Source organism: Pseudochrobactrum kiredjianiae, from assembly GCF_030362795.1.
Lineage (GTDB): Bacteria > Pseudomonadota > Alphaproteobacteria > Rhizobiales > Rhizobiaceae > Pseudochrobactrum > Pseudochrobactrum kiredjianiae.
The window spans coordinates 214,402-239,710 of record NZ_JAUCBM010000006.1 but is presented as its reverse complement, the minus strand read 5'-3'; the positions used below and the strand labels follow the sequence as shown (position 1 = coordinate 239,710).

The 25,309-nt window shown below is 48.9% G+C and carries 23 protein-coding genes and 1 tRNA gene; 17 read left to right on the top strand and 7 right to left on the bottom strand.

The genetic code is table 11. The annotated features are described in order from the left end of the window. Nucleotides 1–114: 114 nt before the first annotated feature. Nucleotides 115–1,506, bottom strand: coding sequence for a hypothetical protein (locus QUF18_RS13810; protein WP_289387801.1), 1,392 nt, complete (start codon nucleotides 1,504–1,506; stop codon nucleotides 115–117). Nucleotides 1,507–1,739: 233 nt separating this feature from the next. Between QUF18_RS13810 and QUF18_RS13805 the strand changes: the two genes are divergently transcribed. Then, nucleotides 1,740–2,306, top strand: coding sequence for a recombinase family protein (locus tag QUF18_RS13805; protein ID WP_289387800.1), 567 nt, complete (start codon nucleotides 1,740–1,742; stop codon nucleotides 2,304–2,306). A gap of 684 nt (nucleotides 2,307–2,990) precedes the next feature. Here the strand turns inward: QUF18_RS13805 and QUF18_RS13800 are convergent. Both QUF18_RS13800 and QUF18_RS13795 read right to left on the bottom strand, forming a co-directional pair. Beyond that, entirely contained in the window at nucleotides 2,991–4,016 is a 1,026-nt protein-coding gene (locus QUF18_RS13800; protein ID WP_289387799.1) for a hypothetical protein, read from the bottom strand. A 538-nt stretch (nucleotides 4,017–4,554) separates the two neighbouring features. Next, nucleotides 4,555–5,547: a site-specific integrase gene (locus QUF18_RS13795; RefSeq protein ID WP_289387798.1), complete on the bottom strand. Its 993-nt coding sequence runs from the start codon at nucleotides 5,545–5,547 to the stop codon at nucleotides 4,555–4,557. Between the two features lie 192 nt (nucleotides 5,548–5,739). Between QUF18_RS13795 and QUF18_RS13790 the strand changes: the two genes are divergently transcribed. Together QUF18_RS13790 and QUF18_RS13785 are read left to right on the top strand one after the other, a co-directional pair. Continuing rightward, nucleotides 5,740–7,056: a PDDEXK-like family protein gene (locus QUF18_RS13790; RefSeq protein ID WP_289387797.1), complete on the top strand. Its 1,317-nt coding sequence runs from the start codon at nucleotides 5,740–5,742 to the stop codon at nucleotides 7,054–7,056. A gap of 256 nt (nucleotides 7,057–7,312) precedes the next feature. Then, nucleotides 7,313–8,425 carry a hypothetical protein gene (locus QUF18_RS13785; RefSeq protein ID WP_289387796.1) on the top strand — a complete coding sequence of 371 codons (1,113 nt, stop codon included), beginning with the start codon at nucleotides 7,313–7,315 and terminating at the stop codon, nucleotides 8,423–8,425. Nucleotides 8,426–8,735: 310 nt separating this feature from the next. Here the strand turns inward: QUF18_RS13785 and QUF18_RS13780 are convergent, their stop codons facing one another. Then, complete coding sequence (locus tag QUF18_RS13780) at nucleotides 8,736–9,797, bottom strand: PD-(D/E)XK nuclease family protein (RefSeq protein ID WP_289387795.1); 1,062 nt, start codon at nucleotides 9,795–9,797, stop codon at nucleotides 8,736–8,738. A gap of 208 nt (nucleotides 9,798–10,005) precedes the next feature. Next, a tRNA-Ser gene (locus tag QUF18_RS13775) sits at nucleotides 10,006–10,095 on the bottom strand. A gap of 362 nt (nucleotides 10,096–10,457) precedes the next feature. Here QUF18_RS13775 and rplU point away from each other — a divergent pair. The 12 genes from rplU (at nucleotide 10,458) to QUF18_RS13715 (ending at nucleotide 21,089) form a co-directional block, all read left to right on the top strand. Continuing rightward, nucleotides 10,458–10,841 (top strand): 50S ribosomal protein L21, encoded by a 384-nt coding sequence (gene rplU / locus QUF18_RS13770; protein WP_289387794.1) that lies wholly within the window; start codon nucleotides 10,458–10,460, stop codon nucleotides 10,839–10,841. A gap of 24 nt (nucleotides 10,842–10,865) precedes the next feature. After that, complete coding sequence (rpmA, locus tag QUF18_RS13765; protein ID WP_113945232.1) at nucleotides 10,866–11,135, top strand: 50S ribosomal protein L27; 270 nt, start codon at nucleotides 10,866–10,868, stop codon at nucleotides 11,133–11,135. 143 nt (nucleotides 11,136–11,278) lie between these two features. Next, the gene (locus tag QUF18_RS13760; RefSeq protein WP_289387793.1) at nucleotides 11,279–11,950 is read left to right on the top strand and encodes a GNAT family N-acetyltransferase; all 672 of its coding nucleotides are present in this window, start codon (nucleotides 11,279–11,281) and stop codon (nucleotides 11,948–11,950) included. A 247-nt stretch (nucleotides 11,951–12,197) separates the two neighbouring features. Beyond that, nucleotides 12,198–13,256, top strand: coding sequence for a GTPase ObgE (obgE, locus tag QUF18_RS13755; protein WP_289387792.1), 1,059 nt, complete (start codon nucleotides 12,198–12,200; stop codon nucleotides 13,254–13,256). A gap of 7 nt (nucleotides 13,257–13,263) precedes the next feature. Next, nucleotides 13,264–14,433 (top strand): glutamate 5-kinase, encoded by a 1,170-nt coding sequence (gene proB / locus QUF18_RS13750; RefSeq protein WP_289387791.1) that lies wholly within the window; start codon nucleotides 13,264–13,266, stop codon nucleotides 14,431–14,433. Beyond that, nucleotides 14,423–15,703 carry a glutamate-5-semialdehyde dehydrogenase gene (locus QUF18_RS13745; RefSeq protein WP_289387790.1) on the top strand — a complete coding sequence of 427 codons (1,281 nt, stop codon included), beginning with the start codon at nucleotides 14,423–14,425 and terminating at the stop codon, nucleotides 15,701–15,703. Before proB ends, QUF18_RS13745 begins: the two co-directional genes overlap by 11 nt. Nucleotides 15,704–15,712: 9 nt before the next feature. Beyond that, nucleotides 15,713–16,384 carry a nicotinate-nucleotide adenylyltransferase gene (locus tag QUF18_RS13740; protein ID WP_374807138.1) on the top strand — a complete coding sequence of 224 codons (672 nt, stop codon included), beginning with the start codon at nucleotides 15,713–15,715 and terminating at the stop codon, nucleotides 16,382–16,384. Between the two features lie 135 nt (nucleotides 16,385–16,519). Beyond that, entirely contained in the window at nucleotides 16,520–16,945 is a 426-nt protein-coding gene (gene rsfS / locus QUF18_RS13735; protein ID WP_374807136.1) for a ribosome silencing factor, read from the top strand. A gap of 203 nt (nucleotides 16,946–17,148) precedes the next feature. Then, the gene (gene rlmH, locus QUF18_RS13730; protein WP_289387789.1) at nucleotides 17,149–17,631 is read left to right on the top strand and encodes a 23S rRNA (pseudouridine(1915)-N(3))-methyltransferase RlmH; all 483 of its coding nucleotides are present in this window, start codon (nucleotides 17,149–17,151) and stop codon (nucleotides 17,629–17,631) included. Between the two features lie 218 nt (nucleotides 17,632–17,849). Further along, nucleotides 17,850–19,169, top strand: coding sequence for a murein hydrolase activator EnvC family protein (locus QUF18_RS13725; RefSeq protein ID WP_374807160.1), 1,320 nt, complete (start codon nucleotides 17,850–17,852; stop codon nucleotides 19,167–19,169). Continuing rightward, on the top strand, nucleotides 19,159–20,496 hold the full coding sequence (locus QUF18_RS13720) for a S41 family peptidase (protein WP_289387788.1): 1,338 nt from the start codon (nucleotides 19,159–19,161) through the stop codon (nucleotides 20,494–20,496). Before QUF18_RS13725 ends, QUF18_RS13720 begins: the two co-directional genes overlap by 11 nt. An 80-nt stretch (nucleotides 20,497–20,576) precedes the next feature. Beyond that, nucleotides 20,577–21,089, top strand: a complete 513-nt coding sequence (locus QUF18_RS13715) for an RNA pyrophosphohydrolase (RefSeq protein ID WP_289387787.1) — start codon at nucleotides 20,577–20,579, stop codon at nucleotides 21,087–21,089. 43 nt (nucleotides 21,090–21,132) lie between these two features. Here the strand turns inward: QUF18_RS13715 and QUF18_RS13710 are convergent, their stop codons facing one another. Further along, nucleotides 21,133–23,013, bottom strand: a complete 1,881-nt coding sequence (locus QUF18_RS13710) for a sensor histidine kinase (RefSeq protein ID WP_289387786.1) — start codon at nucleotides 23,011–23,013, stop codon at nucleotides 21,133–21,135. Between the two features lie 343 nt (nucleotides 23,014–23,356). On the opposite strand from QUF18_RS13710, the gene QUF18_RS13705 reads away from it, so the two are divergent. Together QUF18_RS13705 and QUF18_RS13700 are read left to right on the top strand one after the other, a co-directional pair. After that, entirely contained in the window at nucleotides 23,357–23,611 is a 255-nt protein-coding gene (locus QUF18_RS13705; protein WP_289387785.1) for a GlsB/YeaQ/YmgE family stress response membrane protein, read from the top strand. 80 nt (nucleotides 23,612–23,691) lie between these two features. After that, on the top strand, nucleotides 23,692–24,363 hold the full coding sequence (locus QUF18_RS13700; protein ID WP_289387784.1) for a YoaK family protein: 672 nt from the start codon (nucleotides 23,692–23,694) through the stop codon (nucleotides 24,361–24,363). On the opposite strand, the gene QUF18_RS13695 is transcribed toward QUF18_RS13700, so the two are convergent. Further along, nucleotides 24,356–25,237, bottom strand: coding sequence for a LysR family transcriptional regulator (locus QUF18_RS13695; protein WP_289387783.1), 882 nt, complete (start codon nucleotides 25,235–25,237; stop codon nucleotides 24,356–24,358). The genes QUF18_RS13700 and QUF18_RS13695 overlap by 8 nt on opposite strands. Nucleotides 25,238–25,309 lie beyond the last annotated feature (72 nt).

Here is a 25,309-nt window from a genome sequence, read left to right as displayed (position 1 = left end):
GAAATGATCGTTCTGATCATGAAGGGCTATTCCTTGCGTGTGTAAAATGACGCTGCGCCCGCTAAGTAGCCTAATGCTGAAATACGAAACAGTTTCGTATTTCATTTATATTTGTTAATCTAGGAAATAGAACTTATCTTGACGAGGTTCGCTTATTTCCATTCCGCGCATATTGCATTGATAGATCGCAGCGTAAGGCCTGTTTGAAAAGCCTGCGTTAATGCCCTCAACGACAATGTTGATCTTACGGCTGGGATATTCCTGCTTCGTAATTTCCTTGATGTTCCACTGAGTAAGATTAAACTCGTCATCTTCCAGTGCAGCGCTGGGACGTCCAATCTTTATGCCTGTGACAGCTGCAAGGTTCCCGAGCTCCTGCAATCTATTGGGATGGTAACTCGGAAAATAGATTGCGAAGGGCTTCATATTGAGCATTTCGTCAAGTTTCAGACGGCACTCGGTAACCAGCGCTTGAATAGCTGTCTCATCTGCAGCCTTAATATTCGCTTCGAGCGCGGCTTGCTGCTTGGCATATTCTACAGCTTGGGCTTTAGCCTCGGCGGCTTTATTTTCTTCTTTGACGCGAGCAATTTCAGCAACTTTAATACGCTCTGCCTCTCTGTTTTGAGGCCCTGGGTAAACAAAATACCAAAAAGATACTAACGCGACTGACGCAATGCCAATCGCTTTAAAGTAAATTCCATTCGTATGATTTTGATCAGATGCCTTATGTTGTGATGTTGTGCTGGATTGGAGCTGTGTAAGCTGAGAAACGCTGAACCCACGCTCCATCATCTTACGCCTAAAAAACTCTTCTTCAGCGTCTTCAATTGTCTCTGTAGCTGACTTAGTCGTCGTCGTCTTTTGGTCGACCGAAGGTTGCTCTGAAGGAATTTGTGTGGGTGTTTTTTCGTGCTTGTTCTCAATGATCGCTCGTAACCTGCCATACCATTGATCCATTTCGCTCACGATTGATTCAATACTTGAAGCATCGACACCGTTGGTGCCGCCGTCGAAAAAATAGATTTGGTGAACAGGTAGGTCTAAATCATTGGTGTAGAGTTTGAGGGATAGATTGGTAATTTTGCTCTCATGGCGTTTAGAGCCAGATAATCCACCCAGCAGTAAACCTGCTGGCCCTAATAGAGCGCCACCTATAGCTGCACCGGCCGCTTGGCTGCCACGGTTGGTTTTCGTAATGCTCATATCATTTTTGACGATCTCAACAGCGATTAGATTGTCGAAAGGGTAAACAATCGGATTATATGCCTTAGAGTGCGTTTTGACGGCATCCAGCACTACGGCAATCATCTTGTTTTGTTTATCTATGGCTATGGCGTTGTCGCATGAGCCGGATTTGAAGACGATATCAGCGGAGAAATCCTCAATTCCTCGAATACGCTGCTCCAGATAGTTCTCTGCGCTTTTATTAAAAGCCATCGCGATCCAGGCAATGATGCCTACAATAATGGTGGCTACAAAAAACGAGAATAGAAGCGCGCCCATATCCACTCCAGAACGGTATTGATCATTTTTACCGCACGAAAGGGAACCCTTCTCCTACTGCTAGAATACCTATTTTGTAATAACCGGAAGTCCTTGTTTTCTATAACCTGGTTTAAACGGTCAACAATTAAATCCATGCCGCACAAAAGGGTTCCTTTTCGTCAAGAAGGGAACGGGTATTATCTCATTGAAAAATATCCCGTATTTCAGATTGACCTAATTGAATAATGAGCATGAGACAAATTGGATACGCCCGTGTTTCGACGGCAGATCAGAACTTGGCGCTGCAAAATGCAGCATTAGAGGCGTCTGGCTGTTCTTATATTCATGCTGATCAGGGCATATCCGGTGCAGATTTTGAACGGCCTGGACTTACGGCTGCTTTGGAAGATTTACGAGCCGGAGATATGCTGGTGGTTTGGCGTCTAGATCGATTGGGGCGCTCTCTTATTGATTTGATCCGGCTGGTAACTGAACTTGGTGAGCGCCAGATCGAGTTTCGTTCATTGAGTGAGGCTATTGATACATCATCATCCGGTGGACGATTATTGTTTCATCTTCTGGCGGCAATGGCTGAGTTCGAGCGGTCGTTGATCAGTGAGCGGACAAAAGCCGGAATGTCTGCGGCGCGTGCGCGTGGTAGTCAAATTGGCAGACGACCCGCGATGAGTGAAGAGCAGCGCCATGAGGCGCGTCTTGCAATTGAGGATGGCTCCGTATCAGTGGAAGCAGTTGCAAAGCGATACAATATTCATCCGCGAACATTGTTGCGCACGCTCAAAAGCACACCAGTGCATTAAAGTAGCTCAATTTGACACATAGCGAGTCACTGGCTGGCTTTCAGTCTATCGACGTGGAAAAGTTCGTCTTGAATACGGTGCTCGCCAGTGAGTCGTTATGAGTGTTTTCTGTTTCGTGGTTATGATGCTCAATGCATGCAGGGCTAAAACTCATGAAGCTTATGTTTCACTTCAGAAGCAAATACGAAATGATTTCGTTTTTGAAAGGTCATATCGATCCGGTGGGGCCAACACGTTTTTCTGGATTGCTAAGGATCGCTAGACCGTATTATCAAATTCAGCCGTTACAATCCGTAATGAGTTTCATTAAGTGTGCGCTGATCCTGGCGTATCAGATTCTTGTTTTGGATGGCGCTATGTGACTCAGAGAGCTTCACTGGCAACGTCCTTGCTTGTTGATGCAAAAGTATCCGTCCGGAAGATTGCGCTCATCAGCAAGTCTCTGTGCGCGCTTGCAGAGGTTGCATTTAAATCTCAGCAAGCCGAGTCTGTTGTGTTCCGGATGTTAATTCGTTCTATGACCTCTTCGGAGACATATGGTGACTTTGCGAGCCGGAGATGGTTTTTGGGGGAATGTGTCACGCTGCCAATTATTCTTATTATTACTTACTATTATAGTTATAAGAATAATTGGCAGCGTGACATCTCCGGAACCCAATTTCAACACTCTGACGTATTTAAAGTTCAGATAATTACATGTTGCGGCACATTCTGAAGGCTTGCCGTCTTGTTTTTACGTTCTCGTTCTCGTTGGCGTCTCTTCCGGTCCCGAGCCAATCTTTTTTCATAATCAGCTGCCGGGTTAGCAATGCCGATTTTTACGCCTGCCTTGGCTACAAGTGTATCCCCGGTCTTCTGACACCCAGGCAAAAGTGGGCAAGAAGAGCATTCCGGTGATGTTGGTGTGCAGGTATAATGAAGCGCAAAGCAGGTCGGCCAGAGTTGTGATTTAGCTATCGGGATCACGCGCTCTACATCAACCGGATGATGTTGCAGGTCACTTTCAGCGATCTTCAGTGCTTGTTGAAATAACGCTTCTGGAAAATTGTTTTTAAAAACATCAAGCGGGATTTGCCTCTTTTCGTAAGTGTATTTCCTAATTGCCCGGTGCAGAGGGATGTTTTCATGCTGCACGTGTTGAACAATAAATGCTCTAAACTCGTTCTGTGCAGGTAAGTCCTTATAGTTTTCGATCAAGTAAGCTGGATGCTCGACACTGAAAAGGCCATCTGCCAGGAGCTCATGCCATCGCTTCATGACATAATCCACGAACCATGGAGCGGCTTCGCTATTGCCATGGAGCTCATTTGGGCGCGGAAAGTGTTTGCGTTTGTCGCTCTTAAGTAAGGCGAAATTAAACGCTGCCTCGATATATACCGGGTAAGGCATACCAAACTCATCAGCTCGCTGTCGAGCAGCCCTCAATTGGCTTCTCTCACGTGTATTATGTTCAATAGTTTTAGAGTGCGCCCCCCGCGCATTGCGCGCGAGATCACGATCAATATTCTCAGCAATTTTTCGACTATAAATATTTTGATACGCTTTTAAGAAGCAACGATCTGCCTGGCTAGGAGAATAAAAGCGATATTCAAACCACTTTTTCGATAGTAAATTTCTTTCAGCTATAAGAGTAATATCTGAATTTTGAAGCATATCATCAATGAGATTTTCAAATCGAACATGTTCCGGGTTTTTCAGTTTTTTAAGCATAGCTAATCCTTCGCACCAAATGGCGCGTTAAGAACAAATGATTGAAGTGAAAGCGTTAAATAGCTAATCATCGAAATATATAGGTGATGATTTACTATTTTTAATAGGGACTGAAAAATAATTTAATTTGTAATAGTAACGGTATATAGCGTTTTTTATAATTGATTTTTAATATTAAAAATATTGTCTAATTGCATCAATTATTACGATTAATTATAAAATTATATAAAATATACGATAATTTTTATATTGATTGTTGTGGTTATTGATTAAAATTTAAGTTTTTGTCAATTTAATGTAAAGTTAAGGGAAATAAAGTGCTCAGAGGCGCTGAGAAGAATATTTTTAATAATACTTTTAGAATTGGTTTTTGGCTCAGTTTTCTATGTAAAAGAACTGCTTTTTGACGTAATGTAAAGCTTTTAGGCAGCGGTGGTTACGATCCCAAATGTCCTCCGGCGCCAGAAGGCATCCCCAACAATAAAGTCGGATTTTTCTAGGACTTCGCTGTTGTGCGAAATCCTTATAGTAGAGTGATTTAACCTAAACGCGCCACCAGGCTATCAGCACTCAGATGAGTATAGCGCTTGAGCATAGACAATTCTTTATGACCGGAGATCGTGCTGACTTCCATAATGTTCAAACCCAGTTCAAAGAAACGACTGACAGCTTCGTGACGCAGATCATGGAATTTGAGATCTATAATACCGGAACGTTTGATGACGCGCTTCCATGTTTGATCAAAGGCTGAGATTGTCATTCCAAAAGGCATAGATTGATCTGTGCTGTCATTATCATGAAGCGACATCAACGCTTCATATGCGCGTTGTGATAATGGAACTTCCCGGCTCGTTCCGTTCTTAGTCAGTGCTAATGATATCACCCGGCGGTTATGTGAGATATCGCTCCATTTGAGTCCCAGAAGCTCACCACGGCGCATTCCGGTCTCAATGGCTACAATGACAAGCGCACGGAAGCATGCGACTCTACCGTCGTCACAGGCGTCTAATAAGCGTTGTTCTTCCGATGCGTTGAGACGACGTGATCTGGCATTATTGATTGTTGGGCGTCTGATCATTTTCACGACGTTCTGGGCAAGGGGATAACCCCAATCACGCATGGCGACATCTAGCACATGGCTGAGTATAGCAAGCTCACGCACGGCTGTAGCTGGTCTGACTGTCTTCAGGCGTTCGTCACGGAATGATGCAATGTCTTGCTGTGACAAGCCAATCAGCGTCCGGTAAGCAAGATCATGACGCTGTAGCACGCCCAGGCGCTGTATCTCTTGGGTAGCGCCACGTTTTGTTGGCGACACCTCTTCGGCGTATCGATTCATCAACGCGCCGAGCGTAGTGCTTTCAAGAATGCGCGTGTCTTGTGCAGCACCGAACTTGTCGACCTGATTTTCCAGCTCACGCGCCCATTTTTCGGCTTCTGTTTTGCTGTCGAATGATTTGCAGCGTGGTTTCATACCACGTCTGCGGACTTGTGCTTGCCAACGTCCTCTGAGTTTGCGGATGGTAGCCATTGCATGATCTCCAATTGGTATTGAAAATCAAGCGTAGGATGCCCTGGATGAGGTGCCAAGGATATCTCTTAATTTATAGGCTAGATGCTACTTAAATCAAATGAATCAATGATCAAGCTGTGTGCTTGTAAGTTCGCTTCGATTGTTGTTACATGAACGGTCTTGGAGATTGGTAGTATAAATATGTGCTCAATGAAAATCACGCAAAGCGCACCGAGTTATGATGAATTAGAGGCGTTATTTGTCAATAACGATGCACTGCAGCGTATCGAAGCTTCTCTTAATCGCTTTAACCCAATCAAAGTTATGAAGATGGAAGGAATGGAAATTCGCCACTCTGCCATTCTCGCTTGGTTGCTGAATCCAAAAGAGACGCATGGTCTGGGTGATCATTTCTTGAGGGCATTTTTGTCTGAAGCAATCAAGGGAGACAGCGGTAAAAAACCCAATGCTCTTCAAATTTCGCAAAGTGATATGCGTGATGCAGATGTTAGATGCGAGTGGAATAATATTGATATTTTTATATTGTCACCGCAGAATCGTTGGGCCTTCATCGTAGAGAACAAAGTTCATAGCCGACAGCACAAAGGACAGCTTACCAAATATCGTGAGCGTATAATGGAGTTGTTCCGGGCGCAGAGCACGACCCAGGCATCTGTGTCGACGATTGATATTCGTGGGGTTTTTTTGACGCTACATGAAGAGATAGCCGAAGACACAGAATATACGTCGATAAAATATAATAAAATTTGCAGCTTTTTAAAGCGATATCTTGAACAAGAAGCCTATCTTCTCTCACCGGAAGTCACGACTTTTCTCACTCATTATTTGCATATTCTGGAGGAGCTCACCGGTATGAGCAAAGAGCGATCTGAAATGGAAAATTTGGCGCGCCAGCTGTATCGAGACCATAAGAAAGTTTTGGACTTCGTTATAGAGCATGGCTCCGGGTCAGATTTTGCCTTGGCAGTGCATCGCGTATTTGGAGACAATCCTAAACGAGCTGAGCAGGTCATAATAGGTGACACTAAATATATCTATTCTGGGCTTACGAAGAGTAATGTCAGCTTTCTACCATTCAGCTGGTTTGAAGCGTTGGATGGGATCAATAGACAATGGCCAGGATGTGAAAGCTGGTGGGGTGGCTATCCTTTTATTGTCTGGGCAGAAATTGGGGCCGGTGATGATGGCACCAAAGGCCATATAAAGCTGAATGCAGAAGTTGGCCCTATTTCTGATTACGAAATTCGGAAAGGAATTATTGATGCGATCAAAGCGGCGGCAATTGAGAAGGGCATAGCGCGGATTCAGTTTCAAAATGGCGCTGTCGATAAGGGGCGCCTTTATTCAAAATTTCTGAGAAAGAATACAATTGTCATTAATGACGTTCACGATACTGATGAAATTGAGCAAAAATTGAAATTGCTGCTGGCCGACTTTAATCCGGAATTCGATCTAGTAGCTAGTATAATACCTGAATTCTTGCATTACGGAAAACGTAAGTCATGATTTGCAGCGTGGCTTCATGCCACGTCTGTGCACCAACGGTTGTCTGTGCCATCCAGACGAGATTGACGATATTGAGTAGTATACACCACTGCAGAGCGACCAAGGTGCCGTTCTGTAACTCATCGTTGTGTCTACGCATTTTTAAACCTGAAGATTTTGCAGGGCTAATCTGTCTTTATTTGTAAAAGTTCTAATAATTGCAGGGTTAACTAGCTAGGAATATTCCTGCCGGTGATTTGATATAGAGGCATTCTTGATGCAAGGCTTGATCTACACAGTGAACCCAGACGGCACTCTCCAACGCATGACGCCTTCCGCCCCAGAAAACGAAGATCGCATGCAGTTTTTAGTCGCCCAATATCCGGAGTTGATATCAGATGGTGACGGGGAGTTGTTGCTTATTAAACGCGAACAAGCCATCCGAGACAGTGAGCAAGGTTCCGGACGGTGGTCTGTAGATCATTTGTTCGTTACTAGAGCGGCTGTTCCGGTGCTCGTTGAGCTTAAGCGAGCTGTAGACACAAGGTTGAGGCGAGAAGTAATCGGACAAATGCTTGAATATGCAGCTAACGCTACAGCTTACTGGCAGCCAGGTAAGATTGCTGAAAGTTTCGCTGTGACTGCACTTCAGGAGGGTGCAGAGCCCGACAAGATTTTGGCTGATTTTATTGGTGAGCAGGATCCTGCCGACTTCTGGAACCAGGTTGACGCTAACTTCAGAGCGGGGCAAGTCAAATTGGTTTTTGTCGCCGATGAAATATCTCGGGAACTGGCTCGTATCATAGAGTTCTTGAATGACCAAATGCGCGCAGACGTCCGCGCTGTTGAGCTGCGGTGGTATACAAGTGCTGTTGGTCATACAACACTAAGCCCTCGCATAATAGGTGAGACAGAAAGAACTGCGTCAGCGAAACGGCTTTCTCAATCATTAGAGCCGATCGCGATAACAGAATGGCTAGAAACCCATATTCGGCCGTTAGGTGCAGATTTTGAGAGGGGCGCATCGCAATTTCTGGCTGCAATCGATAATTGGCGTGCAAAGCCAGTGATTTCGAGCACACATGCGTCACTCTATGTGATGATTACTGATCACAATGACAAGCCACTCTATCCGCTTCACTTATGGGCGGCGAAGGGTGAGATATCTTTCTCATTGAAGTGGCTTTTTAAACAGCCTGCCTTCTCCGACGAAGGTATCAGGCGCGAACTTTATGACCAACTTGTAGAAATTGTTGGTCCGCTGTCGACCGGAAATTTGGCTGGCTTCCCATCATTCCTGGCTAAGCAACTGGCCTCTGATGACATTGCGGCGAAATTCACTGTCTGGGGCTCACAGCTTGTTGAACGAATAAAGCATGGTGTTTCATAAGGGCAAATATGCCCCGCTAGTGTGTCCATGTAGTTCCCTGATCGATCCCATGTGATCTCCAACGTATAGTGAAGACCAGGCGCAGAGACACCTAATGTGTCGGAACTGCAAAGGTGTTGGAAGCTGCCACATTCCGGGAGGTCTTGCGCATTACAACAACGACAGACTTCCCATTGCTAGCAACATGTCAGGATGATGATCTATGCCAGGACACATCTTTTGAATGACAAGGGATGTGTCTAGTGGCGCAAATTAATTATCTACACGCAACAAAAGAATTTAAAATATATAGCTCCTATGTAATTCAGCATCACTTGGCTTTAATTAGCATATTCCACGTATGTAATATCTCTTGGTGTGAAAGGAGCCAGTCACGGAGCTCCTTTGCTTTTAGAATTCCAGCCTTCAAAGACTCAGTTTGCTTATCAAAGTCCTTTTGATTGTCTACCGGTTCTGTTGGTAGCAGCATTTTCATGCCAGGGTTCGGTCGGTTTTTGGTTGGTTTGTCGGCCGTGAATATTGCTCCTAAATTGGATGCATCTGCATTTAACTGCGGCAGAACATGTGGAAGAGCTGCACCCCAACCTGCGAATGTAATGGCGACATAGTTTGCTCGGTGTTCGGAACCTCGACCTAATTCATGTGCGAAGCGGCGCGGTCTAATCACTTCAGGTAGTTTTGAAAAAGACGCGGCTTGATCAAAGATCATAGAAGTGCTTTCTCGAGGATTAGCAGACTTGCGCATGCTGGGGCCCGGGATGATTTCGGGTGCCAGGATGGCTAACAACGCAACATACTTCGCATTGAAGTCACCGACAACTTTGTCAGGTATGGGGGTATATCCCCGGCGGTGTTTATATATTGCCTGATCAAGTATGGCACTGCGAAAGCTATAGCGAAGCACCAGATCACTACCAACTTCGGTAAGTAGCTTGCGAAAAAAATCTGAGATTGTCTCATAAGATACAATGCTATCAAACTTGCTAGTGAAATTGTGGTGCTGCCGAGAGTAAGCCTCGGGACACGTTATGAGCATAGATCTATTCTGGAAAGCTCCGTCAAGTGTGGCTAGTTCTTCACGGTAACTTTCAGCTTGATCTGGCTGTTCGCTCGCATCTAGCTTGTTTTCTATGAGTATTGCTGAGCGGCTTTTGTCTTGGTGGTAGATATCGACGAATATGTCAATTTCTCGCCTTGAACGCGTGCGACGTTTGCTATGCTTCACATCCCATGAGGCTATAGGAGACAGGATGCCGGCTTGTGCAGCAATCCAGGTTGTAAACTCTAATGAAGAATGAAGCTCTTCTACCAGAAGCAAATCGATGTCACGTTCTGTTGCATGGCTTAAAGTTGGAATGAATTCATCGTTCAAACATATTCTCCAAGGTATGAAATGTTTAAATGAACACTATCCCGTAAATTAAATGCTATGCAAGTCTAGGGCGTATGGTGGTTGAATACGATATGTAGCCTGCGTGCCTTGAGCGTGGCCCTTGATAATATACCAATAAGGGACTGCGTGACAGAATGCCGACCGCAAGGGTTAATTTTTACTAAATAATTGATTTTATTGTATAAACTGGCGGAGAGGGTGGGATTCGAACCCACGATGGAGTTACCCCCACGCCGCATTTCGAGTGCGGTACTTTCAACCACTCAGCCACCTCTCCGCTGTATCGTTATATGAAACTCACGCCTAAAAGCCTGTATTCATATCAATTCATGCGATTTGCCGAATGTATGTGCGCTCATAACGCGGACCGTGAATTTAGACAAGAGCTAATCGCTCACAAATCACCATAATTTCGCAGATATTATGCATTGCCAGCTTAAAAATCTTGACGTGTCGCTGTTTTTGTCACTATATGCGGCCACGTCGTAGAGGTGAGAATCCTCTTTGGCTTTTGTTGTGTGTTTGTCAAAGCTTAAACTTCTGTTTTTGTTAAGATAAATATTTAAACTGTCACGACTGACAAGAAGACGGCCCCTGTAAAGCAGGAGAGCCGGAAACGAACAACCGAAAGGAAAACAAATGTTCGCAGTCATCAAAACCGGTGGTAAGCAGTATCGCGTTGCCGCCAATGATGTGATTAAAGTTGAAAAAGTTGCTGGCGAAGCCGGTGATGTTGTAGAGTTTGTAGAAGTTCTGCTCGTTGGCGAAGGCGAAAATGCCACGCTCGGTGCTCCGCTTGTTGCCGGTGCTGTTGTAACCGCTGAAGTGGTTGAGCAGGGTCGCGCTAAGAAGGTTATCGCGTTCAAGAAGCGTCGTCGCCAGAACTCCAAGCGTACCCGCGGTCATCGTCAGGAACTGACGACAATCCGTATTTCGGAAATCCTCACCGGTGGTGCTAAGCCATCTGCGAAAGCCAAAGCTGCGCCTAAAAAGGCTGCACCTAAAGCTGAAGCTGCTGAGTAATTAACGAGTTAAAGGAGAATACCGATGGCACATAAGAAAGCTGGCGGTTCATCGCGTAACGGTCGCGATTCAGAGTCGAAACGCCTTGGCGTTAAAAAGTTCGGTAGCGAAGCTGTTATCGCAGGCAACATCATTGTTCGTCAGCGCGGTACCAAGTGGCATCCGGGTGCAAACGTAGGCATGGGTACAGATCATACTCTGTTTGCAAAAGCTGACGGCGTTGTGTCTTTCAAGACCAAAGCAAACGGCCGAACCTTTGTATCCGTAAACCCGATGGCTGAAGCTGCGGAGTAACCGGTGCTCCATACATATACCGGTGTTCCTGTCGAACCCGATATATGAAGCCCGCTTAACGGACAAAATATTGAAGGGGAGATGGGTAACCGTCTCCCCTTTTATTTTTCCCGGAGGATGGCCGGTCAGGCCTGAAAGCAACAATGAAAAAATTGCAGAGCGGAACAGAACTAAACAGTGATAGCAGGCAGGCTGCACCAGTCGCCGATGATGACCTCAGAGGTGCCGGACTGACAGGTGATTATGGCGCAGATGTTGTTTTGCGGGATTCTCCCGTGCAGCTTACAGAGCGCCTTGTGCTACGTCTGCCACATGAAGAAGATATCGATGCGCTTGCCGTTCTGGCGGATAATGTGAATGTGGCGCGCATGCTGGCGCGTTTGCCTTATCCTTATTCCCGTGACCATGCAGTTGATTATATTAAGCTTGCTGCGTCCGGTGCTATAGGTCAGTTTGCCTATGCGATTACACTGGCTGATACTGGTGAATTCATCGGCAGTATCACATTGCACGACCATAAATATGGTTCGGGCTATGAAATCGGCTATTGGCTGGGCGAACCTTTTTGGGGCAAAGGTTATGCCACAGAAGCGACCACCGCGCTGATTGATCTTTCTTTTCGTGAATTGTCGCTGGAGCAAATTTATATCAGTGCCCAGAGCCGCAATGAAGGCTCAAAGCGTGTGATTGAAAAATGCGGCTTCAGACATACCGGCTCAGCTGTTGGCCACTCCGCTGTTGACGGAGATGTGCCGGTGGAGTGCTATATCATGACCCGCCAGCAATGGCTGGAAATGCGTGGTGCAGGGCAATAAATCTTTAAACCTTGCGTTTGTTTAGGGTAAACGGACGCAAGGTCAGGCATTTTGCTGATGTGATACTAATAGAATGCTTATAAGTCTGATGACAACTCTGCTCTCTGGCAGTTTTCAAAGCTGCTTTTTTGCTGTATTGCCACGATCATATTATCCTGTTTGAATTTGCAGCGCTTGTGACTGCAATTTATCGTCTCTAAATATCGGATTTTCCGAGTGCCGGCTTAATGCCGGAAAAGGTAAGCACATGAAATTTCTCGACCAGACAAAAATTTATATCCGCGCCGGAAATGGCGGCGCTGGTGCGGTTTCGTTCCGGCGTGAGAAATTTCTGGAATTCGGCGGGCCGGATGGCGGTGATGGCGGTCGTGGCGGAGACGTTTGGGCTGTCGTCGTCAATGGCCTGAATACCTTGATCGATTATCGCTATCAGCAGCATTTCCGGGCAAAAACCGGTATGCATGGTATGGGCCGTAATATGACCGGCGGAAAGGGTGATGATGTCATCCTGAAAGTGCCGGTTGGTACTCAGATTTTTGAAGAAGATAATGAAACGCTGATCTGCGATCTGACCACTGTCGGACAGCGCTACCGTCTTGCAAAAGGCGGGAATGGCGGTTTCGGTAATTTGCATTTCAAAACCTCGACCAATCAGGCGCCACGTCGTGCTAATCCGGGTCTGGAGGGCATTGAGCGCACATTATGGCTGCGCCTGAAGCTGATTGCGGATGCTGGTCTTGTCGGTTTGCCAAATGCCGGTAAATCAACTTTCCTTGCCAGTGTAACAGCTGCCAAGCCGAAGATCGCTGATTATCCTTTCACCACGCTGCATCCAAACCTTGGTGTTGCACGTGTGGATGCGCGTGAATTTGTGATCGCGGATATTCCGGGGCTGATTGAAGGTGCGAGCGAAGGCGTTGGCCTTGGTGATCGCTTCCTTGGTCACGTTGAACGCACACGTGTGCTGTTACATCTGATTTCCGCACAGGAAGATGATGTGGCCAAAGCCTATAAAGTGATCCGCGGCGAGCTTGAAGCCTATGGTCACGGCTTGAGCGACAAGATTGAAATTGTTGCACTGTCGCAGGCAGACACGCTTGATCCGGATTCCCGCAAAGATAAGATGAAGGCACTGAAAAAAGCCTGTGGCCGTGAACCATTGCTGCTATCGGCTGTCAGCCGTGAAGGTATTGAAACAGCGTTGCGCGAACTGGCGCGCATCATTGATCAAAGCCGTGCAGAAGAAGCCGAGCTGGAAGCAGCAAAGACGGACGGTAAAATCAAGTCTGACACAAGAAGCAAGTGAGCAGATCATGACGATCGGGGCGCTGAATAATTATCGCCGTATTGTAATCAAAATCGGTTCGGCGCTTCTGGTTGATCGCGCTCAGGGGCTGAAACAGGTCTGGCTGACAAGCCTTGCGGCAGATATTGCAGCGCTGCAGGCACAAGGCGTGGAAGTCCTCGTAGTGTCTTCCGGTGCGGTTGCGCTGGGGCGCACCGTTCTTGGACTACCGTCAGGCACCTTGAAGCTTGAGGAAAGTCAGGCTTCAGCCGCCGCCGGTCAGATTGCTTTGGCGAAAGCCTATGCCGATGTACTAGGTGCCCATCAGATCATGGCGGGGCAGGTTTTGCTCACATTGTCTGATACGGAAGAGCGCCGCCGCTATCTCAATGCCCGCGCAACGATCGAAACTTTGCTGAAACTCAAGGCCGTCCCGATCATCAATGAAAATGATACGGTCGCGACCAACGAAATCCGTTATGGCGATAATGACCGCTTAGCTGCCCGTGTTGCTACAATGATCGGTGCTGACCTGCTTATTCTGCTGTCTGACATTGACGGTCTTTATACCGCGCCACCGCACAAAGATCCGAATGCATTATTTCTGCCGGTGGTGGAAGCGATTACACCGGATATTGAAGCTATGGCCGGTGCTGCCGCTTCTGAATTGTCGCGCGGCGGCATGAAGACCAAGCTGGATGCCGGTAAGATTGCCAATGCGGCAGGTACGGCAATGATTATCACCTCCGGCACGAGGATGAGCCCGCTGGCGGCCATTGATCGCGGCGAGCGGTCAACCCTGTTCAAAGCCTCCAATGCGCCGGTCAATGCATGGAAGGTCTGGATTTCCGGCCATCTCGATGCGGCAGGGCAATTGGTGATTGATGATGGTGCTTTGCAAGCGCTGAAATCCGGCAAATCGCTGCTGCCTGCCGGTGTGCGGGAAGTGCGTGGCGATTTCCAGCGTGGTGATACGGTCTCCATTCTTAATCTGGAAGGCCGTGAGGTTGCCCGTGGTCTTGCCGGTTATGATGCTGCAGATGCGGTGAAAATCGCCGGTCATAAGAGCGGTGAGATTGAAGAAATTCTCGGATATTTCGCGCGCTCTTCCATGGTGCATCGCAATGATCTGGTGATCCGTGGCAACCGCGCGCAAGGCTTGACGAGCGCTGAGGGGGAAATGTGTGATGCAGGATAAGCAGGACAATTTGACCGTTGCTGAACTGATGGCAGAGCTTGGCCGCAATGCGCGCGCAGCCGCAGGCCCGCTTGGTATTGCCAGTGCCGAGCGCAAACATGCAGCCCTCATTGCTATGGCCGATGCCTTGCTGCGTCGTAAAGAGCTGATCCTTAATGCCAATGTGTTGGATGTACAAGCGGCGGAAGCGGCAGGCACTGCGGCGTCATTCATTGATCGCCTGAAACTGGATGAAGCCCGTATCCGTGCGATGGCCGATGGTATCCGCGCGATCGCGGCTTTGAAAGATCCGGTTGGTGAAATTATAACCGAATGGGATCGCCCGAACGGTCTGCATATTGAGCGCGTGCGTACGCCGCTGGGTGTGATCGGCGTGATTTATGAAAGTCGTCCGAATGTGACAGCTGATGCCGGTGCGCTGTGTCTGAAGGCCGGTAATGCAGTGATCCTGCGTGGCGGTTCCGATTCCGCGCATTCATCTCGTGAAATTCATGCCGCTTTGGCCGAAGGTCTGACAGCGGCTGGTCTGCCGGAAGCTGCCATTCAGATGGTGCCGGTGACAGATCGCGCGGCAGTGGGTGAAATGCTTAAAGGTCTGAATGGCGCGATTGATGTGATTGTACCACGCGGCGGCAAAAGCCTTGTTGCCCGTGTGCAGGAAGAGGCACGGGTACCGGTTTTCGCGCATCTCGAAGGACTTTGCCATATTTATGTTGATGCCAGCGCTGAGCTGGAAATGGCAAAGAAGATCGTTCTCAATGCTAAAATGCGCCGCACAGGCATTTGCGGTGCAACCGAGACTTTGCTGGTTGACCGTAAAGTAGCGGAAACCCATCTGGTGCCGGTGTTGAGCGAGCTGGCAAAAGCCGGTTGTGAAATTCGCGGTGATGCAGATGTGTGCGCGCTGTATCCTCAGGCTGAAGCAGCGACAGCAGAAGACTGGGCGACAGAATATCTTGATGCGATTATCTCAGTGGCGCTGGTTGACGGGATTGACGGTGCGCTGGCACATATCAACCGCTATTCCTCGCATCACACAGAGGCCGTGATTGCGGAAGATACCGGTGTTGTTGAGCGGTTCTTTAACGAGATTGATTCAGCTATTCTGCTGCACAATGCTTCAACACAATTTGCTGATGGCGGTGAATTTGGTATGGGTGCAGAAATCGGTATCGCGACGGGCAAGATGCATGCGCGCGGACCGGTTGGTGTAGAGCAACTCACCTCGTTTAAATATCGCGTTCGCGGCAACGGACAGACACGGGTCTGAGCAGAACAAATGTCTCAATCCACCAAAGATCATTCCGGTAAAACCGCTCTTGCTGATGTATTTCAGGATGTTGCGCAGGACTATCTGCATATGCCTGCGGCACAATCAGGCGCGAAGATCGGTTTGTTCGGTGGTTCTTTCAATCCGCCCCATGCAGGCCATGTTTTGGTGGCAGAATTGGCGCTGGAGCGGCTGGGGCTGGATCAGGTCTGGTGGATGGTGACGCCGGGGAACCCGCTGAAAGATGCGCGTGAACTGGCACCGCTGTCGCAACGCATTGCTCTTAGCGAACAGCTTATTACCGATAAGCGCATTCATGTAACGGCATTTGAAGCTGTTAATCAGGTGCGCTATACGGCAGATACTTTGGCACTGGTGCGCGAACACAATCCGGATGTCCATCTCGTCTGGATTATGGGGGCGGATAATCTGATGAGTTTCCACCACTGGCAGGAATGGGATGAGATCGCCCGTACCTATCCGGTTGCGGTAATCAACAGGCCGGGATCGAATATGGCGGCAGAGGATTCTGTGATGGCACAGCAATTCAGTGCTGCGCGTTTGCCGGAGGCCGATGCTGAACAGCTTGCAACATTGCCGGCACCGGCATGGGTTTTCATTCACGGTCCGCAGTCAGAACTGTCATCCACGCAATTGCGTGAGCAACAGGCGGGATCATAGTTTAGATATAAGCTGACATAGCGGTCAGAAAATTTACAAGAGCCGTGTCTTGAAACAGACACAGGACTCTGCCACTTTTAGTGTTGCACGGGGCGTAGTTACCGTGTGGCGTTGTTCTTCACGGAAAGGTACTCATTGAGAACAGCAATTGACAAGAAGGGTGTTACCACGCCTTCATCAGCAGAGATCAGCGGCGAAGCCACTGTGTCCCATGCTTTAGAAGTTCTGCTTGCAAGTCTTGAAGACTCCAAGGCCGAAGATATTATTTCCATTGATCTGCGCGGAAAATCCGCACTGGGCGATTATATGGTAATCGCTTCAGGTCGTTCACAGCGCCATGTCGGTGCGGTGGCTGACCATTTGCTGCGTGCGCTGAAAGAAATCGGTGTGCGTGATATTCAGATCGAAGGTCTTGAATCAGCAGACTGGGTTCTGGTCGATACGGGCGATATTATCGTTCATATTTTCCATCCGGAAATCCGTGAGTTTTATAATATCGAAAAAATCTGGCTCACAGCGGAAGCGGATGAATTTAATCCGCGTAAAAAGCCAGTGCATTAGAGCGCCGTGCGCCCTCTTGGGCGCACAATGGTCGCTCTAACACTTTATATTTACAGCATAATTTTACCTTAAACTGATTCAAGTTTAAAAAATTATGCTGTAGAGCATAATTTCTTCAAAGACGGGCATGCCGGTTTGTGACGGCATGCTACTGACACAGACTGAAACTGCCTGCATCATATGGCAGGCAGAGGTTTTTGATTATGCGTGTTACAGTTTATGCGGTCGGGAAAATGAAAGCTGGTCCTGAGAGGGAGCTGGCGGAGCGTTATTTTGACCGTTTTACCAAAGCCGGAACGGCTCTGGGTTTTGAGTTTACCGGTGTCAGTGAGATTACGGAAAGCAGGGGCGGCAATGCGGATCAACGCAAGGCCGATGAAGCGACACGTGTCTATGAAGCCCTGGATAATGGCGCGGCGCTGATCCTGCTGGATGAGCGCGGTAAGGAGCTGGGCTCTGAGGCTTTTGCTGAGCAAATGGGCAAAATCCGTGATGGCGGCAAAAGGCAATTGATCTTAGCCCTCGGCGGGCCTGACGGTCATGATCCGCAATTGCGGGCGCGGGCTGATCTGGTGCTGGCGATGGGCAAAATGACATGGCCGCATCAGCTGGCACGTATTCTGATTGCTGAGCAATTATACCGTGCGGTGACCATTCTCTCCGGTCATCCTTATCATCGTGTGTGATTGAAGTCTCACCGGTACAAATGCGTAGCGGTTCTGACGATTCAGTTATAACCAGAACCTCTCTAAAAAGTGCCCTGCTGTTGTATCTCAGGCATTTACAGACGGATTTTGATACGGATAATCTTTGTTATAGATTCACCGCTATAATTGAGTGACCGCAACGGATCAGTATTTGAATTTTGATGAATAACAGCAGCAGTTCTTTCCGGCTTCATTTGATGGGGCGCATTTGTGCCGCTCCGGCCAGATGCGCTTTGTCTGCTGGTTTGTTGATGCTGATGTCGGGCGTGACGCTTGCACAGGAAGCGGCACCGGTGCCGTTGGAACAACAGCACCAAACGGTATCGGGCAGTCTCAATGCGATTAACAGCGAGATTGCGCTGTCGAAAGAAAAACTGCAGCAGCTAGAAACAAGTGTATCTGAGCTGAAAAAAGATCAGGCAACCATTACCGCTGCATTGATCCAGTCTGCCAAGACAGACAAGAAACTTTCGGAAGATATTGAAGCCGCTGGTCAGAAACTGATTGCACTCAGTGAGCAGGAAGACGGCATTCGGCTGTCATTACGCTCACGCCGCAAAGTACTGGCGGAAGTGTTGGCCGCTTTGCAGCGCATGGGGCTCAATCCGCCGCCTGCCATTCTGGTGCGCCCTGATGATGCGCTGGCTTCCGTGCGCTCGGCCGTATTGCTTGGCGCAGTGGTGCCAGAAATGCGGGCGCAGACTCTGGAATTAATGGCTGATCTGAAAGAGATGCAGCGCCTGCAAGCCTCGATCAAAGACGAGCAGGAACGGCTGACAGCTAGCCGCACGGCGCAAGCAGAAGAGCGGCAGAAGCAGGAACTGTTGCTGGAAGAAAAGCAGAAGCTCTATAGCCAGTCTGAAGAGGAATTGAAAGCTGAACGTCTTCACGCAGAAGGATTGGCGAAAAAAGCCACCAGCCTTAAAGATCTGATCGCCTCTTTGCAGGCGCGTATGGATAAAGTGCGCACCGCTGCCGATGCTGCGCGGGAAGCGGAAGAGCAAAGACTGGCAGATGGGCAGGAGCGTGCTGCCCAGCCTGGTGAGAATTCACTGCTGTCGCGTGTCGATTTTGAGTCTCTGCGTGGGCAGCTGGTTTTGCCTGCCAGCGGAAAAATCACAAAAAAGTTTGGTCAGAAGGATGATTTTGGTCGTCCGCAGGCCGGACAAATGCTGCAAACACCGCAAAGTGCCACGATTACGTCACCTTCTGATGGCGTTGTGCTTTATGCGGGAGCATTTCGTTCTTACGGACAGCTGTTAATCCTTGATGTTGGCAGCGGATATCATATCGTCATGGCGGGATTAAGCAGAATCAATGTGCAACAAGGCCGGTTTGTGCTGGCCGGTGAGCCGGTCGGGGCTATGGGAGATAAGCTTTTAACCAGTGTTGCGTCACTGGGGAGTGGTAATTCTTCACCGATGCTTTACATAGAATTTCGAAAAGATGGGAAATCCGTCGATCCGACCCCGTGGTGGACCGAGCGGCATTCCGGAAGGACACAAGATGATACGTAAAATGTCGCTTCTTTTCGCAGGTGCCTTAATGGGGGCTTCGGCGATGGTTGCTGTGCAGGGAGCACCGGCTGCGATTGCCAATGCTGCTGGCAACGATACTTATAAAGAACTCGCGATTTTCGGCGATATTTTTGAGCGTGTGCGCCAGCAATATGTGACGCCGCCTGAAGATAAGAAGCTGATCGAAACTGCGATCAACGGTATGCTGACCTCGCTTGATCCGCATTCGTCTTACCTCAACCCTGAGGCTGCGCAGGATATGCGCGTGCAGACCAAGGGTGAGTTCGGCGGTCTCGGCATTGAAGTCACCATGGAAAATGATCTGGTGAAGGTTATTGCCCCGATTGATGATACGCCGGCATCGAAAGCCGGTGTTCTGGCAGGCGATCTGATTAGCCAGATCAATGGTGCGGAAGTGCGTGGTCTGACGCTCAATGATGCCGTTGATAAAATGCGCGGGCCGGTTGATGAAGCTATTGAACTGACGCTGATCCGTCAGGGCGCTGATAAGCCGATCAAGCTTTCGATCAAACGTGCGATCATCAAGGTTAAAGCTGTCCGCTACCGCGTTGAGAATGATGTCGGTTATCTGCGCGTGATTTCCTTCACGGAAAAGACGTCCGATGATCTGACCAAGGCGATCAAGGATATTCAGTCACAGATTCCAGAGAACAAGCTGAAAGGCTATGTGCTTGATCTGCGTCTTAATCCGGGTGGTTTGCTCGATCAGGCCGTTGCTGTGTCCGATGCCTTCCTCGACAAGGGCGAAGTTGTTTCCACCCGTGGCCGTGATCCGCAGGATGTTACCCGCTTTGATGCCCGCTCAGGCGATCTGACGAAAGGCAAACCGGTGATCGTTCTGATCAATGGCGGTTCTGCCAGTGCGTCTGAAATTGTGGCCGGTGCGCTGCAGGATCACCGCCGTGCGACCGTTCTTGGAACGCAATCCTTCGGTAAAGGCTCTGTGCAAACCATTATCCCGCTGGGTGAAAATGGTTCACTGCGTCTGACCACTGCGCTCTATTACACGCCGTCAGGCAAATCCATTCAGGGCAAGGGCATTACACCGGATATCAAGGTGGAACAGCCGCTGCCGGATGAGCTGAAAGGCCGTGATGTTACAACTAAGGGCGAAGCCGGTCTGAAAGGCCACATTAAGGGTGCGGATGAAGATGATGCCGGTTCCGGTTCATCGGCCTATGTGCCTTTGGAGCCGAAAGACGACATTCAGCTAGGCGAAGCCATGAAACTGCTGCGTGGCGAAATGGCCAATGCAGCATTCCCGCCGGATCCTAAGAAAGATCTGCCGAAGCCTGATAAAAACTAAGCTTATACACTTCAGAAAAACGCGGGGCAGTCCCCGCGTTTTTTGTCTGTAGTTTTAAATCATAAACTGAAGAGAAGAGAATGACTGAAAAGCGTGATCCTGCATTGCTGCCTTATCGCCCGTGCGTCGGTATTATGGTTTTGAATCGTGAAGGCAAAGTCTGGGCTGGCCGCCGTATCGTTGAGCCAAATGGCGAGATGGAAGGTGCAACACAGCTCTGGCAAATGCCGCAGGGTGGCATTGATAAAGGCGAAGATCCGGCAACAGCATCACTGCGTGAACTCTATGAGGAAACCGGCATGCGTACGGTCAGCCTGTTGGCTGAAGCACCGGACTGGATCAATTATGATCTGCCTGAACATTTGATGGGGATTGCTCTCAAAGGCAAATATCGCGGACAAACACAGCGCTGGTTCGCCTATCGCTTTGAAGGGGATGAGAGCGAAATTGCGATCAACCCGCCGCCTGGTGGCCATGATGCCGAATTTGATATGTGGGCATGGAAACCAATGTTGGAGTTACCGGAACTGATCGTGCCGTTCAAACGCGGTGTGTATGATGAAGTTGTTAAAGCATTCAAACATCTGGCCTGATGCTTCAAAAATGCCGCTCTGAATATAAGAGCGGCGTTTTTCTTTAAAGATCGTGGCGCATATTATTGGCTGGTGCGTTGAGCTGAAACTCAAGCCCTTGAGGCTGATAATGCAGTTCCGCGGTGCCGCCAAGGCTGGCGGCCAGTGTACGTTCAATCAGGCGGGAACCAAATCCCCGCCTTTCGGGTTTAATAACTGCAGGGCCGTTTCTTTCTGCCCAGTGAAACAGGAAACGGCCATTATCGAAATACCAGCTGATTTCAATATAACCGTCAGCTGTTGAAAGCGCGCCATATTTAACGGCATTGGTGCCGAGTTCATGCAGTGCCATGACCATGGACAGCGATTGTCTGGAGCCCAGAATGGCGGATGTTCCGGTAATGCGGATACGTTTTTCATCCGCTCCCGCATGGACGGACAGGCTATTGCTGACAATGTCGGCAAGATCGGCACTTGAGGATTTTGTCCCGTGGATCAATACATCCTGTGCTTTACTGAGTGCCATGATACGGGCTTCAAAAGCCGCTCTCGCACCTTCAGCGCTGGTCGTGTTGCGCAAAGTCTGATTGGCGATGCCCTGAATAATTGCCAAAATGTTTTTACTGCGATGCACAAGCTCTGCCGTCAACATTGCCTGCTGTTCTTCTGCCAGTTTGCGGCCGGTAATATCCTGAACAATGCCGCGCATACGGATGGTGTTTCCCTCATCATCAGGGATCAGTTCCGTGGAAAGCGCAACCCAGCGTTCTTCTTTATTATCCAGCCGTTGAATTCGATATTCACTATGGCCGGAGCTGGGTAAAGCAAGAGATTCAGAGTTTCCGGCCTGATTGTTTTCTGATGGCGACATCAGGTTTTCAAATAGTTCGATGGTAATATTGCTATCCGGTGCAATGCCAAAAATCTGCCGGATCTGATTGGTGACAGTGATTGCACGGCTGCTGAGATTAATATCGAAAGCGCCAATACCACCTGCCTCCTGAGACAGGCGCAGCATTTCTTCCTGCTCGCGCAGACGTTCCTGCTGATCGCGGATAAATGTGCGGTCGATCAGGATTTTCAGAAACCCCTGTATATGTCCGTTCTGATCATAAAGCGGTAAAAGCTGTCCGCTTGCCCAGAACCGGCTGCCGTCTTTTCGCAGATGCCAGCGTTCCACGGCATCCTGCCGATGGTGCAATGCAGTTACACGGCGCATATCGGGAACATTTTTCTCCCGCTCCTCTGGCGTGAACAGGATATCGACCGAAGATTTGAGGATTTCGTCTTCCGTCCAGCCGAATAATCTTTGCGCACCGGCATTCCAGCTCGTAACCTGCCCGTTCAGTGATGTGGTGATGATGGCATAGTCCAGCGCATTATCAATGATGAGTTGATTGAGCTGCTGTTTTTGCTGCTGCTGGAAAAGCTGATTTTGCATGTCGATATGGGCGCTTGCAAGCTTTGCCAGTCTGCGCAAATCTTTGAGCTGCACAGCAGTCAGACTGCGTGGTTTTTTATCCAGTATCAGCAGAGTACCGAAGATCGTACCATCACTACCGGTCAGCTTTACTCCGGCATAAAAGCGATAGGATGTGCTCCCTTGCACAAAAGGTTCTGTGGCAAAAACCGGTGTTGTGCTTGCATCGCTTATGATAAAAATGTCTTCGGCAAGCAAAGTTTGCCGGCAAAAGCTATGTCCGGCTGGCGGTGCAGCAAGATTGAGGCCGTGGATAGCTTTAAAAATCTGCTGTTCCTGTGAGATCAGATTGATTGCCGCAACCGGCGCATCAGAAATACCAGCCGCTAAAGCAACCAGATTATCGAGCACAGGATCATTCTCGCGATTCACTGTAGTAAATCGCGGCAGCGCGGCCTGAAATAAAGAAGAGCCTTCGGACAGGCCATGTAAATTACTGGCTGAGGTATCCCATATGGTTTCCACCCGTATATCCTATCAGAACCGGCGCCTGAAAAGCTATCAATGAGCAGCATTTCACCAAGCGTCATGTTCGGTTGTTACTATTGCTGTTTTTAGAGATGAAAATAAGGCTTTTGTTAAATTATTGTTAATTTGTAAGAGAAGGCAATGGGGGAGAGACTTATTTCGTACATTGAGTAATAATCTGCCAGACCGTTTTTTGTTTTGCTGAATTGTCTGGTTAGCCTGTCATATTTATTGATTTTATGATGCATCCATATGGCGTCTAATGCGTTAATCTGTTGGTGGCTCGTCGAAAATGCGTGATGCAAAAACGGGCAGGCAGCAATTCATATCGGAGAGCATAATGGGTGTAGAGAGTTTACTGGTTTTTCTGATCGTAGGTCTCGTTGCCGGCTGGCTGGCGGGGCAGGTTGTGCGTGGCGGTGGTTTCGGCATGCTTGGCAATATTGTTGTCGGTGTGATCGGTGCGTTTCTGGCCGGTTGGTTGTTACCGCGTCTGGGATTTGCAATCGGGGGCGGTGTTATTGCCGCAATTGTGAACGCATTTATCGGTGCCGTTATCCTGCTGGTCATTCTCCGGCTTGTAAAACGAGCGTGATCTTTTAAAATCTGTTTATTACGGCCTGCCGGAAAATCCGGCGGGCTTTGTGTTTGTAAAATGCCGTTAAGTGAGTTGTGATGACGCCTCCCGTCCGCTTGATATCTGGTTTGGTCTTGACTGCGGTTGCCGGATTTGTCGATGCGCTCGCCTTTATTGAGCTGGGTGGTTATTTCGCTTCTTTCATGAGCGGAAATACAACGCAATTCGGTCTGGCAATGAGCGGACCCGATGGCAGGGCAGCGCAATTATTGCGCGGGCAGGGGCTATTTATGCCGCTGACACTGATCGGATTGTTTTTTGGCGGGGCGTTTTTCGCTTCCCTTATCAGTGTCCGCGAAACGCGCTGGTATTCAGGACGGGTGACGGCATTAATCATCGTTCTTTTGCTGAGTACAATGCTGCTGAACCAGCTACCGCAATTGGCTCCGATGCCGGTGATGCTGCTGGCCGCGGCGATGGGCGCGCAGAATGCCGTGTTTAAGCCTTTTGGCGCCGCGCGGCTTGGGACGACCTTTGTAACCGGTACCATTTTTAATGCTGCCAGTGATCTGGCCAAAGCCATGCGCGGTTACGCACCGCGGACACGCTGGTTGCAGCATGTTTATGTCTGGTTTTCGCTGGTGTTGGGGGCTGCCAGCGGTGCGGTACTCTATAATATAGTTGGCCTTTGGTCGCTGGTCTTGCCGGTGACTGTTCTGTCGGTCATGCTTTGCATCATCCTGTTTAAAGAGCCGGAATATGTCAGCTGAACAGGTGACGTTCCTGTTCAACCAGTCCTGAGACAAAATCTGCAACAATATGGATACGCCGCAAAGTTCTGGCGCTTTCATGATAAGACAGCCAATATGAGCGCTTGATGCGCTTATGCGGCAGGATCTCGATTAATTCCTTGTGTTCGCGGGCGATAAAGCCATGCAGAATGCCAATGCCTGCTCCTGCTTTCACGGCTTCGGCTTGTCCTAAAGCACTGGAAACTTCAAAAGCCGGTTTCCAGTCACGGCTAATCTCACGTGCATAATCCAATGTCGGATTGGCAACCAGATCTTCGACATAGCCGATCAACCGGTGGTGGATTAAGTCCTCTACATTTTGCGGTGTGCCGTAGCGCTCCAGATAATCTTTATGTGCATAAAGGCCGAGATTATAGCCGGTGAGTTTGCGGGCAATCAGTCTGCCGGTTTCCGGTCGTTCTACGCTGATGGCAATATCCACCTCGCGTCTTGAAAGTGAAAAAGAGCGTGGAACCGGCACAAGCTGAATGGTGAGATCGGGATAAAGGGCAGAAAACCGAGCCAGTCTGGGACTCAGAAAATTCACCCCGAAACCATCGGGCGCACCGATACGGATTGTGCCTGCCAGTGCAATATCAGCGCCTGCCAGATGGGCATGGGCACTGAGCATCTCCGCTTCCATTCTCTCTGCTGAGTGCAGAAGTTCCTCTCCGGCCTGCGTGAGTTCCGAGCCATTGGTGCGCCGGTTCAGCAGGGTTGTGTGCAGGCTGTCTTCAAGGGCTGTCAGCCTGCGCGACACTGTTGTGTGATTGAGGCCGAGTTTTTTGGCTGCGCCGAGAATTTGTCCGGAGCGGGCAACAGCGAGGAATATGCGAATATCATCCCAGTTCATGGCGATAGCTTATATGCATTTTTGCACAACGGATACGCTTTTCGCCTACTTGAAAACTATTTTTTGCAGGGT

Excerpts from the sequence above, each read along its gene's own strand:
- QUF18_RS13810 (WP_289387801.1), bottom strand. The coding sequence starts at position 1,506 with ATGGGCGCGCTTCTATTCTCGTTTTTTGTAGCCACCATTATTGTAGGC.
- QUF18_RS13805 (WP_289387800.1), top strand. The coding sequence starts at position 1,740 with ATGAGACAAATTGGATACGCCCGTGTTTCGACGGCAGATCAGAACTTG.
- QUF18_RS13800 (WP_289387799.1), bottom strand. The coding sequence starts at position 4,016 with ATGCTTAAAAAACTGAAAAACCCGGAACATGTTCGATTTGAAAATCTC.
- QUF18_RS13795 (WP_289387798.1), bottom strand. The coding sequence starts at position 5,547 with ATGGCTACCATCCGCAAACTCAGAGGACGTTGGCAAGCACAAGTCCGC.
- QUF18_RS13790 (WP_289387797.1), top strand. The coding sequence starts at position 5,740 with ATGAAAATCACGCAAAGCGCACCGAGTTATGATGAATTAGAGGCGTTA.
- QUF18_RS13785 (WP_289387796.1), top strand. The coding sequence starts at position 7,313 with ATGCAAGGCTTGATCTACACAGTGAACCCAGACGGCACTCTCCAACGC.
- rplU (WP_289387794.1), top strand. The coding sequence starts at position 10,458 with ATGTTCGCAGTCATCAAAACCGGTGGTAAGCAGTATCGCGTTGCCGCC.
- rpmA (WP_113945232.1), top strand. The coding sequence starts at position 10,866 with ATGGCACATAAGAAAGCTGGCGGTTCATCGCGTAACGGTCGCGATTCA.
- QUF18_RS13760 (WP_289387793.1), top strand. The coding sequence starts at position 11,279 with ATGAAAAAATTGCAGAGCGGAACAGAACTAAACAGTGATAGCAGGCAG.
- obgE (WP_289387792.1), top strand. The coding sequence starts at position 12,198 with ATGAAATTTCTCGACCAGACAAAAATTTATATCCGCGCCGGAAATGGC.
- proB (WP_289387791.1), top strand. The coding sequence starts at position 13,264 with ATGACGATCGGGGCGCTGAATAATTATCGCCGTATTGTAATCAAAATC.
- QUF18_RS13745 (WP_289387790.1), top strand. The coding sequence starts at position 14,423 with ATGCAGGATAAGCAGGACAATTTGACCGTTGCTGAACTGATGGCAGAG.
- QUF18_RS13740 (WP_374807138.1), top strand. The coding sequence starts at position 15,713 with ATGTCTCAATCCACCAAAGATCATTCCGGTAAAACCGCTCTTGCTGAT.
- rlmH (WP_289387789.1), top strand. The coding sequence starts at position 17,149 with ATGCGTGTTACAGTTTATGCGGTCGGGAAAATGAAAGCTGGTCCTGAG.
- QUF18_RS13725 (WP_374807160.1), top strand. The coding sequence starts at position 17,850 with ATGGGGCGCATTTGTGCCGCTCCGGCCAGATGCGCTTTGTCTGCTGGT.
- QUF18_RS13720 (WP_289387788.1), top strand. The coding sequence starts at position 19,159 with ATGATACGTAAAATGTCGCTTCTTTTCGCAGGTGCCTTAATGGGGGCT.
- QUF18_RS13715 (WP_289387787.1), top strand. The coding sequence starts at position 20,577 with ATGACTGAAAAGCGTGATCCTGCATTGCTGCCTTATCGCCCGTGCGTC.
- QUF18_RS13705 (WP_289387785.1), top strand. The coding sequence starts at position 23,357 with ATGGGTGTAGAGAGTTTACTGGTTTTTCTGATCGTAGGTCTCGTTGCC.
- QUF18_RS13700 (WP_289387784.1), top strand. The coding sequence starts at position 23,692 with ATGACGCCTCCCGTCCGCTTGATATCTGGTTTGGTCTTGACTGCGGTT.
- QUF18_RS13695 (WP_289387783.1), bottom strand. The coding sequence starts at position 25,237 with ATGAACTGGGATGATATTCGCATATTCCTCGCTGTTGCCCGCTCCGGA.